Source organism: Emticicia sp. (assembly GCF_043780375.1).
Taxonomy (GTDB): Bacteria; Bacteroidota; Bacteroidia; order Cytophagales; family Spirosomataceae; genus Emticicia.
This window is the reverse complement of the sequence record NZ_JAYWCU010000119.1, coordinates 1-16,357: the sequence shown is the minus strand read 5'-3', so window position 1 is coordinate 16,357 and position 16,357 is coordinate 1. Positions and strand designations below refer to the sequence as shown.

Genomic DNA, 16,357 nt, shown 5'->3' with positions numbered 1-16,357 from the left:
TCAAGGGAGCTTATTTTAAAGGCGACCAAAACAATAAGATGCTAACTCGTATTTATGGTATAACTTTTCCAAAACAAAAAGAATTAGAAGAATATCTATTACTTTTGGAAGAAGCCAAACGCCGTGACCACCGAAAATTAGGACAAGAATTAGACCTTTTTACTTTCTCCGAAAAAGTTGGAAAAGGCTTGCCACTTTGGTTGCCAAAGGGAGCAATGTTGCGTGAGAGATTAGAAAATTTCTTGAAAAAAGCACAAGTAAGAGCTGGTTATCAGCAAGTTGTAACACCTCATATTGGTAGTAAACAATTATATTTGACATCAGGTCACTGGGAAAAATATGGTAAAGATTCGTTTCAGCCAATTACTACTCCTGAAGAAGGAGAGGAGTTTATGCTGAAACCAATGAACTGCCCGCATCATTGCGAAATATATGCTTCACGCCCCAGAAGTTATCGTGATTTGCCTTTGCGATTAGCAGAGTTTGGTACAGTTTACCGGTATGAACAAAGCGGAGAATTACATGGTTTAACCCGTGTACGAGGTTTTACACAAGACGACGCCCATATTTTTTGTACAGCAGAACAAGTAGAAGACGAGTTCAAAAAAGTAATAGATTTAGTATTATATGTGTTTAAATCGCTTGGTTTTGAAGATTTTTCTGCACAAGTTTCTTTGAGAGACCCCGCAAAAGCAGAGAAATATTTTGGAACTGATGAAGCGTGGGATATTGCTGAAAACGCTATTAGAAGAGCCGCCGCTGAAAAGGGACTAAAAACTGTTGAAGAATTAGGTGAAGCAGCTTTTTACGGGCCAAAACTTGACTTTATGGTAAAAGATGCCATTGGTCGTAAGTGGCAATTGGGAACTATTCAAGTTGATTATCAGTTACCCGATAGATTTGAATTAGAGTACAATGGTTCGGATAACCAAAAACATCGCCCAGTGATGATTCACAGAGCTCCATTTGGTTCTATGGAACGTTTCATTGCAATTTTGATAGAAAACACAGCAGGAAATTTCCCACTTTGGCTTTCACCAGATCAAATTGCAATTTTACCAATTTCTGAAAAATACGAAGATTATGCCAATGAACTTTTCTTGACTTTACAAGAACAAGATATTAGAGGTTTCGTGGACCATCGTGATGAAAAAATTGGTAGAAAAATACGTGATGCCGAAATTAATAAACTACCTTTGATGCTAATTGTAGGAGAAAAAGAAGAACAAGAGGGACGTATATCAGTTCGAAGAAAAGGAGAAGGCGATTTAGGATCAATGACAATTGAGGAATTTATAAATTATGCTAAAATAGAAATTAATAAGAATATCCCTCAGTTTAAGCAAAGTAAATAGCACAAAGATTAAATTTTAGTATAAAAGCTAAAAGAATATTTGCTTTTAAATAATAATAATAGTAGTTTCGTAAAATTCAATTTTTTTAGCAACCTTAAAATCGTTAAATGGCACAACAACCATTCAATCGTAATTTCAGAAGACCAGTACAGAAGGAAGACGAACATCGAATCAACCAAAGGATTCGTGCAGCACAAGTTCGTTTAGTAGGCGATAATGTAGAACAAGGCATTTTTGATACCATGCAAGCTCTCGCTATGGCACAAGCACAAAGCCTTGACTTAGTTGAGATTGTACCAACAGCTACGCCACCAGTATGTAGAGTTGTAGATTACTCAAAGTTTAAGTACGACCAAAAGAAAAAGCAAAAGGAAATAAAAGCCAAAGCTGCAAAAACGGTCATAAAAGAAATTAGATTCGGTCCACAAACCGATGATCATGATTTTGACTTTAAACTCAAACACGCCATTGGTTTCCTAAAAGAAAATTCTAAAGTGAAAGCCTATGTTCATTTTGTTGGAAGACAAATCGTTTTTAAAGACCAAGGTATCACTTTATTGAAGCGTTTTATTGCAGGATTGGAAGAATACGGCAAACCCGAAGGTGAATTAAAGCTGGAAGGTAAGCGAATGATTGTATTTCTTGCTCCAAAACCTAAGAAATAATAGTTCTGACTTTATAAGAGGGTGTGCCGTCATTGGTACACCCTTTTTCGTTTGCTTATTTGTACGTTGGGTTTCAAATCTGACTTGTGTTTTTTACATTTGAAAATTCTAGACGGGTTGAAAAATATTCTTACAAATTATTCCTTCATCACTTCAATTTTCCAGTCAATCCCACTAAAAACTCTGTGTTTTTCAGAAAAATTACCCATATTTATACCTAAAGATAAATTCAAAAGGCTATTCAAATAACATAGGGTTTCTCCAGTTTTTACATCACCAAATGTATGAACAAACGGTATATTTCCTTTATATATCATTTTATCTTTTTCGAAAATTTTGATGGAAAGTTTATCGCCAATTTTTACATTTAAGTTTGATATGGTTTTCGAATCAATGTTTGTCCAAACGTTTCCATACTGAATATCTAATACTGGAATTCCACCAAAAACAATACCATTTATAAATTTAGCCTCTGGATATTGCAATATAACTAACTGATTATTAGCTACTTTCTCACCAACTTCTTCAAAGTCAATTATGCCTGAGGCTAATTTTCCTCCAGAGTATGCAAAGACATCTCTTCCAAAAAACGTATAAGAACTTTGTGAGTTAGGTAGGCGGTTTGCAACCGAAATTTCTCGTATTTCAGCGATTCCTTCGTTTTTTGCCACTAAAGTAAAAAGTCCATTGTCTGGTCCAACGAAATAATGATTAGCTTTAGTTTTCAAGATAATTGATTTTCGTTCTGTGCCAACACCAGGGTCAACCACGCAAACAAAGACCGTTCCTGCTGCCCAATAAGGTGCGGTTTGTTGTAAACGAAATGCACCTTCCCAAATATTGAAAGCATCGATTTCGTGCGTTAGGTCATGTATGATGAGTGTTGGAGCTAAATTGAGTGCAACGCCTTTCATGGCAGCCACTGCACCATCTTTCGTTCCGAAATCGGTAATTAATACTAAAGGCGATTTATGCCTTTTGTTTTGCACATAAAAGACTGATAGTAAGGTTGTTGAAAAAAAAACTAATGAGAGAATGATAACTTTTCGAGACATATTTTTGAAAAGGTTTGATATTATATAATGCAAAATAACAAGGTTTCGCTCTTAAAATTGTATTTTTGTGGGATAAATTTAAGCAATAAGCATTTATTTAGTTTTGTAAAAAAAGCATAAAGCGTATAACATACAGCTTAATGCAATTTTCATTCATTCAATAAAAAATACAAAATGTCGGAGTTCAACCATCGTGAGATTGAAAAAAAATGGCAAAAGTTCTGGGAAGAAAACGGAACTTACAAAGTAGAAATTGACCATTCAAAACCCAAATATTATGTACTTGATATGTTTCCCTATCCATCGGGTGCTGGCTTACATGTTGGGCATCCTTTGGGCTATATCGCCACTGATATTTATTCAAGATACAAGCGTTTAAAGGGTTTTAATGTACTTCACCCAATGGGTTTTGACTCTTTTGGACTTCCGGCTGAACAATACGCTATTCAAACTGGACAACACCCCGCAGTTACTACCGAAAGTAATATTACCACTTATATAAGTCAGTTAAAAAAGATTGGCTTTTGTTACGATTGGACTCGTGAAGTGCGTACTTCTGACCCCAAATATTATAAATGGACACAGTGGATTTTCATGGAATTGTTCAATTCGTGGTACAATAAAGAGAGCGATAAAGCAGAACTTATAGAAACTTTATACGCAAAATTTGAGCAAAATGGAACTTCGGGCGTAAAAACTGTTATTGGCGATGATGTTTTAAGTTTTACAGCCGAAGCATGGAAAGGATTTAATGAAACCGAAAAGTATAAAATTTCATTGGATTATCGTTTGACGTATTTATCTGATGCGGTGGTAAATTTTTGCCCAGCATTAGGTATGGTTTTGTCGAATGATGAGGTAAAAGATGGCGTTTCTGAGCGTGGGGGTTATCCGGTGATTCAAAAAAAAATGCAACAATGGATGATGCGAATCATTGCATACGCCGACCGACTAATCAGTGGTTTGGACTTGGTTGATTGGTCTGATTCATTGAAAGAACAACAAAAAAATTGGATTGGTCGATCAGTAGGAGCAATGGTTCGATTTACGATTGAAGAAAATAATCTTAATTCTGAAATTGTAAGCGATTCGTCGCCCGTTCGTAATTCAATTGAAGTTTTTACGACTCGTGTTGATACAATTTATGGCGTTTCATTCATGGTTTTAGCTCCTGAGCATGAGTTAGTGGCTTCGTTAACAACTCCTGAGCAGAAAAATAGCATTGAAAACTATATTTCTGAAACACAAAAGCGTTCTGAACTTGACCGTGTTTCAGATGTCAGATCGGTTTCGGGTGCATTTACAGGAAGTTATTGTATCAATCCTTTTAATGGTGAAAAAGTACCCATTTGGATTGCCGATTACGTTTTGGCTGGTTATGGAACGGGTGCTGTTATGGGTGTACCATCTGGAGACCAACGTGACTGGAATTTTGCTACACATTTTGGCTTGCCAATCGTGCAAATACTTGATAGTCAGACAGATATATCAACGCAAGCTGACTCGACCAAAGAAGGAAAATACATCAATTCGGGCATGATTGATGGTTTGGGTTACAAGGAAGCAACTGCTAAATTGATTGTTTTTATGGAAGAAAATGGTATCGGAAAAGGTAAAGTAAATTATCGTTTGCGTGATGCTGTTTTTGCTCGTCAGCGTTATTGGGGCGAGCCTGTGCCTGTTTATTTCAGCCCCCCGACCCCCGATGGGGGAGGTAATTTACCTTATTTGATTGATGAGAAAGATTTACCATTGGTTTTGCCAGAAATTGACAAATATTTGCCGACCGAAGAAGGTGAACCACCATTAGGACGTGCCGAAGGTTGGAATTATAAAGGCAACGAATACGAATTAAGCACCATGCCAGGTTGGGCAGGAAGTAGTTGGTATTGGTTTAGATACATGGATGCTCATAATAACCAAGAATTTGCCTCGAAAGAAGCGATTGATTATTGGCAAAATGTGGATTTATATTTAGGAGGAACAGAACACGCAACTGGACACTTATTGTATAGCCGTTTTTGGAATAAATTCTTGAAAGATAGAGGTTATGTACCACAAGAAGAATTTGCCATGAAACTCATTAATCAAGGAATGATTATGGGGCGTAGTAGTTTTGTCTATCGAGTAAAAGATGCAGAAAAAATTACTTTTGTTTCTTTTGGTTTGAAAGATAATTATGAAACAACAAAACTTCATGTCGATGTAAATATTGTAGAAAATGATATTTTAGATATTGAAAAATTCAAAGCGAATAGAAATGACATTGGTGATGACCCACAATTTATTTTAGAAGATGGCGGTTCGTCGCACGGGAAATATGTTTGTGGCTCGGAAGTTGAAAAAATGTCAAAATCAAAGTATAATGTAGTAAATCCTGACACAATTGTTGAGAAATATGGTGCTGATACATTTCGACTTTATGAAATGTTTTTAGGGCCATTGACCGAAAGTAAACCGTGGGATACTCGTGGTATAGAAGGAACTTATCGTTTTATTCGTAAATTGTGGCGTTTGTTTTTCGACCAAAATGGTAAATATTTGGTAATAGATGCCGAACCAACGAAAGAAGAATTAAAAGCATTGCATAAAACTATTAAGAAAGTAGCCGAAGATATTGAAGATTTTTCGTTTAATACTTCAGTGAGTTCATTTATGATTTGTGTGAATGATTTGTCAGATTTGAAATGTCATAAGAAAGCCATTCTTGAGAAATTGGTTGTAATACTTTCACCTTATGCACCGCACGTTACGGAAGAATTATGGCAGATTTTGGGTAATACTGATAGCATTACTGTTCAGGAGTTTCCGATATTTGATGCAAAACATTTGATTGAAGATTCATTTGAATACCCAATTCAGATTAATGGAAAAGTGCGTGCAACACTCAATTTTCCTGCCGATATGAATAAAGAGGAAATTGAAAAATTGGTTATGGAAAATGATTTAGTATTGAAATGGCTTGAAGGAGCTACGCCTAAAAAGGTGATTGTTGTACCGAAACGAATTGTTAATGTGGTAGTATAGAAATTTAAAAATAGCCCTGAGAAATCAGGGCTATTTTTTTGAACTTAGCGTTATATATATTATTGTGACTGGGGTTTGTTTTTATATGTTTGAGGAAATAATAAATTTAGAATCTTAAAAAAATTAATAATGATGAGAAAATTTTCAATAATACATTCGAGGTGAACGGTTGAAGCGTTATTTTATCGAATGGGAAAAAAATTGACGCTTCACGTCTCCGAAAAACTGATTTAATAGCATAGAATCAGTAATGCTAAAGCCAACCAAATTTTTCAATTAGTTTATCTTTTTGGCTTCTGCCGATTGGGATACTTTTATCATTATTCATGATAAGATAGTTGCCCTCGCCTTTTACATATTTTTTGATTTGATTTAGATTTATTATATACTGCCGATGAACTCTTAGAAACTCTCTCTCTTCCAACACTTCTTGAATTGAAAGTAGCGTCTTGGTTACCAAAAAATGTTGTCCATCATTCATGAAAACTTTTGTATAAGTATTATCGGCTTCGCAATACACAATATCTTTAATGGCTACGAATGTTACGCCATTTTGGTATGGTAAGGCGATTTTATCAGGGAGAGTTTTATTGAAATTTTGGTATTGATTTCTGAAATGATTTACTTGTTCTTTCGAAGTTTTGATTTGTTTTTCTACCTTACTTACAGCCTCTATAAGTTCTTGGGTTTCGATGGGTTTAAGTAGATAATCTATGGCACTGTATCGAAAAGCTTTCAACGCAAATTTATCATAAGCGGTTACGAAAATCAAGTGAAAAGGTATATCTTCAACCGCTTCCAAGACCTGAAAACCATTTAGTTGGGGCATTTCAATATCCAAAAAAACAATGTCTGGTTGATGCAGTTTGATTGCCTCAACGCCTTTTACGCTGTTGGTAAATTGAGCCACAACCTCAATTTGAGGGCATTTTTGAGCCAATCGTAAAACTAAAAGTTCTACTGCATTTGGTTCATCATCTATAATAATAGCTTTCATGTTTTTTAGATAGGGATTTCGATGATTACTTTTGTTCCAATTACTTCATTTTTATTGTTTTTTAAATCCACAACCTTAACATTCGTATTGGTTTGATACATTTGATTTATTAATTCGATTCTATCGGCAGTAATTTTCATACCGTAAGATTTATGTTTTGTTGCCGATTTACTTTTATATTCTATTGCCTTTTCTCTACCAATTCCGTCATCAATAACTTCTACCAAAAGGAGGTTTTCTTTGGGTTGAGTAATATTAATTTTTATTGTGCCGCCTTCTTCTTTGTGCATCAGTCCGTGCCAAATAGCATTTTCGACAAATGGCTGAATCAAAAGTGGTGGAATTTGAATAAATGATACATCGACATCATCTGCAATATCAATTAGATGCTTCAATTTTCCACGAAATCGCATTGACTCCATTTCAATATAGAGTTTAAGCGTTTCGAGTTCGTTGGTAAGTGAAATTTTATCTGTTTTTGAATTATCTAAAACTAATCGAATTAATCTCGAAAATTTCGTGAGGTATTCGGATGCTTTGTCTGGGTCGTTTTGGGCGGTAAATAACTGGATAGAATTGAGGCAATTAAAAATAAAATGTGGGTTCATTTGAGCTCGTAGAGCCGTGATTTCAGTTGTTTGAATTTTGTATGTAATGTCCTTTATTATTTCATTTTTAGAAACCAAATCTTTGTTTTTTCCATTCAATTTTCGATTATACCATAGCAAAGAAATGCCCAAAAGGCTTAATATTCCAATTCCAAAACCTAAGAAGTTACGAGTTCGATTCTGAAAATTAATTTGTTGATTTAAATCATTAATTTTCAGAGCTTTAATTTGCCCATTTTGCTCTTGCGATTGGAACACTATTTTTTGATTTTCTAAAGATTGTTTCAATGAGGTAGCTTGCAGTTGTTCGAACGAAAGAGATTTCAGGATAGCTTCTTTTTCGAGATTGCTTTTGATATTCAGAATTTGTAAAATCTCCAATTGCTTTAGACTCAAAACAGAATCTGTTCTTTTCTCTATCAAAAACTGTTTTTGCTCTCCTTCAAACTTAATTCGCTCGGTTTCGAAGCCAATTTGCAAATATTCTACCGATTTTATTTTGTTAAGGCTATCTGTATTTGATTTTTCTCTGATATAATTTTCATAATTACTGAGAGCTTCGGTATGCTTTCCTAAGGCTTTGTTTATATCATAGGCTAAAAGGTATTCTCCAGAATCATGCTTTGGGCAACAATTCCAAACTTTTTGTAGATGAAAATTTGCTTTTTCATAATCCTTTTTTAGAAAATACGCTCTTGCCAATGTCCAATTATATGCCTCTTCTGGGGCAGTCTTATCAACAGGGAAAGGATTTTCATTAGGCTGATTACTAATTTCAAAGGCTTTTTGAGCGTATATTATTGCCGAATCAGGCAAATTAAGCCTGTTATAATAACCCGATCCAAACGCATATGGCATCCATAAATCAGAAATTGTGTAATTAGGTCTTTTGGGTAATTGCAACATTTGCTCTTGCATACTTTTTAAAGAAAATCTTGGGTCAGATTTACCCATTTTTGCAAATGCTTGAAGTTCTTCAAAATCATCGGGGTGCAAAACAGATTTGTATTTATCTAAAAGCTGTTTTGCTAATTGAAATTCATCACGCTGTATATAAAAATTAACAAAATATTGTAAAGTGTTTTTGCTTATCCCTCCTTTTAAAATATTTTTCTTAGCGATAGTAGAGTATTCTAATAATTTGAGTTGTTCGAGTTTTGTCTGATGAAGTTTGAAAGGATTCTTAATTTTCGGATGACTGTAACCACTACTAAGATACATCATTGATTGTAAACTTTGGACATAATCTTTATTTTCATACGTCAGTTTTTTATATTGTTCTGCATATTTTATTAATGAATCAGCGAAATTGGTAATCAAATAGTTTTGACATAAAAATCTATAATTATAATAAATCAAGGAATCTCTATTTTTGGATTTTGGCAATTTATAGAGTTTATTCAATTCGTTTTTATATTGCTGCCTTTCCTCCTCATTAAATTTTGGCGTCTTTTTTCCTCCTATTACAGACATATTTACATCTTGCGGATAAGAAAATACGCTTATTAAAAGCAAAGCCATTATATAAAACTGCTTTTTTATCATGTCTGAATATTTTTAGAATTGTTCGAATAAGGCTATCCTCATAGTCGAAGAATCAGAATCAATATTAGTCATAAAAACCAACTCTTACAATAAATTTATAGTCAATAACCCATAATCGTATGTGAATGACAGGTAAATAAAGGGATATGGCTTTTTAATAAAAAATGACCGTAAAATAATTCACATAGAAAAACCTGTCGTTCACTTAGAAAAAACAACACTTCGCTTAGTAGCACTTCAATCTTCTTCTATTAGCTTATAAGTTTGTTCAGGTGTTCAAAGATTACTCCTAATTTGATACAGCCAGTTTCACACTCAAACCAAATTCACATTGACGGGCTACTCAGAAAATATTTAAAAGAAATTTGACGAAAATAAACCTTTAGGATCAATGAAAATTGCTCATACACCCAAAACACTTTTGTTATGGAAAACTTCTCTACACTTCGACTGAATGGTCGCAACAGAATTCCGATGAAAGAAATTCTGTATCTGGAATCTGACTGGAATTATACCAATGTTCATACGCTCGATAAGCGTAAACATACTTCTGGTTTTACACTCAAAATTCTTGAAAAACGTATTTCGGATAAAGCCTTTTTACGCATCAATAAAGGTTTACTTATTAACTGTCAGTATATCAGTCAAGTCAGCTCAATGAAAAATGAAGCCTTTGTATTGATGACTAACGGACAGATTTTGCCCGTTTCAAGACGAAAATATAAGATTTTGAGAGAAAGTCTTGAAAATTCGTAAAACACTAAAAAATATTTTTTGCAAAACTCAATTATATAAAACAATGAAAATATCAATCAAACTTTACTTTACATTTTTTGCTGGAACTATTTTATTGGCTTGCTCAAAAACCGATACTCCTGCACCAACTACCACTACGCCAATAGTTACACCCACGCCTACACCAACAATAAAGGCTTTTATGCCAGATGGTAGGAAAGCCTTAGAGAAATTTATGGGAGCAGAGCGAAGCAATGCAGTATCGTTTGCCATCGGTGATAAACTTTATGTTGGTTCGGGCTACGCTTCTTTTCAGGGTTTTAGTAATGTTTCAAAAGATTTTTATGAGTACGACCCTGCTACCAATAAATGGAAAGCCATTGCCGAATTTCCTGGCAGTTCACGTGCCAATGCCATTGTTTTTGTGATTGGAGGAAAGGCTTACGTGGGCTTAGGTACAAATTATGACCGTCTGACCAGGGGGGATTTGTATAAAGATTTCTACGAATATGACCCTGCGACTAATAAATGGACTAAAAAAGAAGACTTCACAGGCACACTCCGTGACCAACCTATCTATTTTACAATCGGGGACAAAGGTTACTTCGGCACTGGAAATATAGACCCATTTTCACCAATAAATACCAACGAGTTTTGGGAATATGATGCCAAAACTGACAAATGGACAAAGAAAGCATCTTTTGGTGGAGCTGCACGTTGCCGAGCTTTTGCATTTGCTATTGGCGGCAAAGGTTATGTGGGAGGTGGAGAAGATAATTTCTTGAAGAAATTAGAAGATTTTTATGAATACGACCCAACTGCTGATAAATGGGCTCGCAAAGGAGATTTTAATAAAGGTCTGAGCCGTGCAGTTGGTTTTTCTATTGGCGACTTTGGCTATGTATCGGGTGGGATTACTGGACTAAATATGGGGGGAAGTAATGATTATTATAAATATGACTCTAAAATTGATAATTGGACTTTGGCAGGAGAAATGGCTGCAGTTGATGATACCAAAAAAGGCAGATTTTATGCTTCGTGTATTCCCTACAAAGGCAAGGCTTATATTGGCTTGGGTAGTCGCTTTATAGAGGGCAATAATTTGAGCGATTTTTATGAGGTGGTGGTGAAATAGGGAATAAATGGTTGATAGTCAGTTTGTTATCTTTAAATAAATTAAAAATGAAAAAAATAAGTTTATTCGTGATTTTTGCTTGCTTTGGGGTAAGTGAAGTTGTTGGACAAATCATAATCTCAGGAACAAATTCGTATGATGCAACTTATAATGTAGGCAATTATGTAAACGGAAGCAATACGCTTGCACCAACAACATTTGATGCTGGTACTAACTATTATCATGGATTGGATTCATACTTTGTAGATATTTATGGTCCTCACTATAAAACTGTTTTTGTAACCAGAATTAATAATTTTTGGACAATCACACAGATAATTACAGGTTATCAAGGTGTAAATATGCAATTATTTCACACAGAAGTAACTTTTTTTGGAAATAACCCTCCTTGCAATGCTTGGTGGATTAGGAATGCTGATAATATAAAAGTGGCTATTCAAATAAATGGAACAACTTGTGAGAATAATTCATGTAATACAATTGTGCAATCCATCAATAGTACTGAAAATACTTGCTACCCATCATCTAATTTTCTAACATCATCTGGTTGCAGTGGCACGTATAAATGGAGTAATGGAGAAACTACGTCTATCATTGAAGCGGCAAGTAGTGGTAAATATGCAGTTGCCTGTGATGATGGTACAGCTTGTCCAAGTATGTTTGGTTTAATTAATGTAAATCTTCCAACCCCTATAACTAAGCCAACTTTAACCCAAAGTATATCAACTGCCGTAGAGCCAAACACTGCTGTTACGCTGACCTCAAATGCTTGTGCTTCACCAAACAGTTTACTATGGGAAGATAACTCGACTTCATTATCAAGAACGGTAAGTCCAAGTACAAGTTCGGTTTATTCAGCAAAATGTGTCAATAATACATGTGAATCAGATGTAGCTTTTGTTGCCATTACAGTCAATGCACCATCTACAAGTTGTGTCGAGCATTGGGAGAAAGTTGACTATTCAACACCTATTAAATCGGGTACTAATCTTTATTTTACCAAGAACCAACCAGTTTATGGATATGAACTATGGAAAGCTGATTTGAACATGAATAATGCTTCGATGGTCAAAAATATTAATGCTAAAAAAATTGACTTTGTTTCATATGGTGATGGTGCTGAATTGAATGGTATTTGGTATTTTACTGCCTCTGATGATATTGATGGATTTGGTGTTGACGATTTATGGAGAACTGACGGAACCGCAATTGGAACTTACAAAGTGATAAATTTTAGTGGTGTTGGTATTGAAAATCATGTAATACTAAAAATTGGTAATTTACTCTATTTTAATGTTAATGATGGTACTTCGTCGGGCTTATGGAGAAGTGATGGTACATCAAATGGTAGTTTTAAAATTGCAAATTATACTATGAGGCAGTCCAGTACTGATTATAAATTGGTTGGTAATATTGTATATTTTAATAATTCAAGTCCAGGAAGTCTAACGGGTTTTTGTAAAACAGATGGAACTATAGATGGTACTACTATAATCAAAAATAATTTAGTATCTGGCGGTTATGTTGAACTAAATGGGATATTATATTTTTCAGGATCTTCATCTAATATTTTTGGTCTTTGGAGAACCGATGGCTCAACCGCTGGCACAGCTTTGGTAAAAAATGTAGAACCCCAAGGAATCACGGTATTCAATGGAAAACTATTTTTTGGAGCATACTCATCAACTTATGGAAATGAAATTTGGGTAAGTGATGGCACAACTGCTGGTACAACAATTTTGAAAGATATCGCTTCAGGAAGTGGAGGGAGTAACGCTGGATATTTTTCTGTTTTAAATGGCTTTTTGTACTTTCAGGCTAATGATGGTACAAATGGAGCAGAGCTTTGGAGAACAGACGGTACTACATCTGGAACTGCTTTGTTTAAAGATATTGTAGCTGGTTCAGGTGGGAGTAACCCACGAAGTGATAAATTCATTTTGATTGGAACAAAATCTTACTTTCTCACATTAAGCAGTACAACTTTTCAATGGTCTGTTTGTGAAACAGACGGAACAAGTGCTGGCACAGTAATTAAATTTAATATTGGTACTGCTACTGGTGGAAAATATGCCGATTTATACAAAATTGGCAATAACCTTTACTATAATTATGATGGCTACTATTATCGAGTAAATGGGGCATTGAATGGGGGAATCAGTATAGGTCAAGGCAAAATGATGAATTTAGTTGTTTTTGGGGACTATATTTACTATAATATTTACAATAATAGTACCAATCCGATTACAGCTTCAATTAGGCGTGTTTCATTGACTACGTACATTGATGAAGCCTTTAAAGGTACAGGGACAGGCACTTCTTATGATAAGCAATTCGTTTATAATGGAGCATTACATTTTACCGAAACGGCTAATAATGGTACTAATCAAAGTAATAGTCTTTGGAAAACCGATGGAAATATTGCAAATACAGCCCTCTATTTTTCAAACAATAATGTAAAAGATGGTGATGCTTACCTCAAAGGAGGTAAAGACGTAAATGGGATAGTTTACTTCACTGCTTTTGATGGCACATCTACACAAGTTTGGAAAACTGATGGCACAAATGCGGGAACAATTAAACTTTCTAATATTCCCAATCTTTACCTGACCGAAATAATGGAAATGAGTGCCAATATTGGCAATACCTTTTTTTTTACTGTACGTAGAGATAGTGGTGGTATTCTTGACTTATGGAAATCAGACGGTACAGTTGCTGGCACTGTTTTACTAAAAAGTAATATTTATTATTTTTTGAATACATCTTCCACTGGTGAAGTAGATAATTTATTTGTTAACAATGGGTTTTTATATTTTTCTGTTAGAAATTCTTCTTATGGAATGGAACTATGGAAAACTGATGGTACAGTTGCTGGTACTACTCTTTTAAAGAGCTTTGAAATGGGATATGAAGGTGGTATTACAGGATTAAATTCAATAGGCAATAATGTATTTTTTTATGCAAATGATGGTGCTGTATGGGGATTATATAAAACCGACGGAACACCAAGTGGTACTATACTTTTAAAAAATAATAGCACAACGTCTGGCCGTTTTGAATCTGTCGCTTGGAATAGCTATCTCTATTTTGGGTTTTCAACAAGTGATAAAGGAAATGAACTTTGGAAAACTGATGGAACTGTGGCAGGAACTCAAATGGTTAAAGATATAGTTGAGGGTTCATATGGAAGCGGACCGAGAAATTTTCTTGTTTTTAATAATACTTTGTTTTTTGCAGCGGGGGCTGGAATTGGAGTAGGCAATGGTTCGCACCTTTGGAAAAGTGACGGAACACGCTTTGGAACTCAATTGGTCAAATCTTTTACAATCAATTCTTATTTTAGCTCCCCATTTATAGTAAAAGGGAACGAATTTTATTTTATTGAATATAGAAGTGCTGATAAGTATCTGTGGAAAACTGATGGTACAACTAATGGCACTAAGCAGATACCTAATTTTCAAGCGGCTATGCGTACCCCAAGTTCTATCGTTGAAAACAAAATATATTCAAGTAGACCTTCATTAAATATTGGTGTTTATGTATTAACTACCAATCCAATTCCAGCACCAATTATCATTTCAGCTTATGATGTAGTTTACCCTAACACTCAAGTTTCATTGCTCAATAATAATTGTGCGAATGAAATATTGTGGAATTATAGAAATATAACGAGTGCAGGAGCAACCAATGGTAGCACAGCAAGTATATTGGATATACCCCCAGCAACGACTGTTTACACTGCATCGTGCAGGGAAAAAGTATGCGTTTCCGCACCAGCAAGCAAGACAATAACAATTTATTCGTGCCCTCCAAATCTTTCACTCGCCAGCACATCCGATGATATTAACTCAGGTATAATAACCAGACAAGCAAATAGCACCAACGGCTCAATAACAGCCACCAACAAAATAACTGGCACAGCTAAAGTAACTTATCAAGCAAAAAATATTCAACTCAATGCAGGTTTCAAGGCAGACAATGGTACTGTTTTCAAAGCTGAAATTGGAGGATGTAACTAGTTTTTTAAATTCTAAATTTCAAAAAATCAAAATGAAAACTCTAATCAAACTCCTCACGCTACTTGTAGCACTCTTAGCTTTCTCCTGTAAAAAAGTAGAAACGACACCGCCTTGCAAAGTCTCGACAATTGACCGTGGCAATGGCAACAAGCATACCTACACCTACGATGCCAATGGAAAAATAACAACCATGACTCGTGAGTTTGATGGTACTGGGGCGGGCGACATTTCTAAGTACGTATATTCTTTCACGTATGATAACGCAGGACTTCTCACCAAATCAGTTTATACACTTGATGGCAAGGCAAATGGTTCAGAAAATTATACCTATACCAATGGAAAAATCTCGAAATCAAGCTATACTTCTGCCGATGGTAGCAAAGGTATAAACAATATCAAATACGATGCCGCCGGAAGAATCGCAGAATTTACTTACGAAACGGGCGATCCTAATGCTGACGGCAAGCAATATTTTGAGTATGATATTAATGGCATTATGACAAAACGAGGCTATGCAGACCTAAAAGGCAATAAATACTTTGAACTTGTTAACAAACCCGTGGGAATGGCAAAATCACCAGAGGCATTACTTGCCAACAATGGCTTACCTTTTGATGTTCTGACAGGATTTTCTTGGCAATCTGCTGATGGTAATGTAGGTTCTGTTTCTGAAGTGTATTATGCCGATAATGATGGCAAGCTGGTTTTTGATAGCAAGAATAAAATCACCAATGTAAAAGTCAATTCACAAGGGTATATTACTGAAAGTACCTCAGTTGATGATGCGAATAAAGCTAACATTCAGAAGTTTACGCTGGTAGATTGTAATTAATTGAATCAAATTAATCATTTATTCTTTTCCTCCAAATCTTCTAAAGCAGATTTGGAGGTGGGGAAGGCTTTTTTAAAATTTAATAATATTTTGTTTATTCATTTTACGAAACCAAATATAAGTAAATTTATTTTTTTTTGATAAAGTAACCCACTCATTGGTTAACAATTTTGTGTGGTAAATTGATTTTTATTGTATTTGAAATTAATCTTCTACTTTTTGGTAATTTTACAGTCTAAATTTTTCATAAATAAAAATTTGACATGAAAATAACTGTACTACTATTATCAGGGTTTGTTCATAAAAAAAAAGGTTACTTAAATATTGCTGGTATTAACTTCCAGTTTTTAGTCAATTTTTCTCTTAGGATGGATTTATTACCAC

At 34.8% G+C, this 16,357-nt stretch carries 10 protein-coding genes; 7 read left to right on the top strand and 3 right to left on the bottom strand.

The window, feature by feature from the left end:
- Positions 1–1,355 (top strand): threonine--tRNA ligase (thrS, locus tag ACH2CJ_RS09180; protein ID WP_394992284.1); only part of this gene is annotated, 1,355 nt, incomplete at its 5' end.
- Positions 1,356–1,462: 107 nt separating this feature from the next.
- Positions 1,463–2,020, top strand: coding sequence for a translation initiation factor IF-3 (gene infC / locus ACH2CJ_RS09175; RefSeq protein WP_394992282.1), 558 nt, complete (start codon positions 1,463–1,465; stop codon positions 2,018–2,020).
- Between the two features lie 137 nt (positions 2,021–2,157).
- Here the strand turns inward: infC and ACH2CJ_RS09170 are convergent, their stop codons facing one another.
- Positions 2,158–3,075: an S-adenosyl-l-methionine hydroxide adenosyltransferase family protein gene (locus ACH2CJ_RS09170; protein WP_394992280.1), complete on the bottom strand. Its 918-nt coding sequence runs from the start codon at positions 3,073–3,075 to the stop codon at positions 2,158–2,160.
- Between the two features lie 174 nt (positions 3,076–3,249).
- On the opposite strand from ACH2CJ_RS09170, the gene leuS reads away from it, so the two are divergent.
- Entirely contained in the window at positions 3,250–6,102 is a 2,853-nt protein-coding gene (gene leuS, locus ACH2CJ_RS09165) for a leucine--tRNA ligase (RefSeq protein WP_394992279.1), read from the top strand.
- 253 nt (positions 6,103–6,355) lie between these two features.
- Here the strand turns inward: leuS and ACH2CJ_RS09160 are convergent, their stop codons facing one another.
- A complete protein-coding gene (locus ACH2CJ_RS09160) occupies positions 6,356–7,099 on the bottom strand; it encodes a LytR/AlgR family response regulator transcription factor (protein ID WP_394992277.1) in 744 nt (247 codons plus the stop codon).
- A gap of 5 nt (positions 7,100–7,104) precedes the next feature.
- Positions 7,105–9,252 carry a histidine kinase gene (locus ACH2CJ_RS09155; protein ID WP_394992275.1) on the bottom strand — a complete coding sequence of 716 codons (2,148 nt, stop codon included), beginning with the start codon at positions 9,250–9,252 and terminating at the stop codon, positions 7,105–7,107.
- A gap of 426 nt (positions 9,253–9,678) precedes the next feature.
- On the opposite strand from ACH2CJ_RS09155, the gene ACH2CJ_RS09150 reads away from it, so the two are divergent.
- From ACH2CJ_RS09150 to ACH2CJ_RS09135, 4 genes are read left to right on the top strand one after another with little or no spacing between them, the layout of a single operon-like run.
- The gene (locus tag ACH2CJ_RS09150; protein ID WP_394992274.1) at positions 9,679–10,008 is read left to right on the top strand and encodes a LytR/AlgR family response regulator transcription factor; all 330 of its coding nucleotides are present in this window, start codon (positions 9,679–9,681) and stop codon (positions 10,006–10,008) included.
- Positions 10,009–10,051: 43 nt separating this feature from the next.
- Positions 10,052–11,122 carry a kelch repeat-containing protein gene (locus ACH2CJ_RS09145; protein ID WP_394992273.1) on the top strand — a complete coding sequence of 357 codons (1,071 nt, stop codon included), beginning with the start codon at positions 10,052–10,054 and terminating at the stop codon, positions 11,120–11,122.
- 47 nt (positions 11,123–11,169) lie between these two features.
- On the top strand, positions 11,170–15,141 hold the full coding sequence (locus tag ACH2CJ_RS09140) for an ELWxxDGT repeat protein (RefSeq protein ID WP_394992272.1): 3,972 nt from the start codon (positions 11,170–11,172) through the stop codon (positions 15,139–15,141).
- A gap of 31 nt (positions 15,142–15,172) precedes the next feature.
- On the top strand, positions 15,173–15,973 hold the full coding sequence (locus tag ACH2CJ_RS09135) for a hypothetical protein (protein ID WP_394992270.1): 801 nt from the start codon (positions 15,173–15,175) through the stop codon (positions 15,971–15,973).
- Positions 15,974–16,357 lie beyond the last annotated feature (384 nt).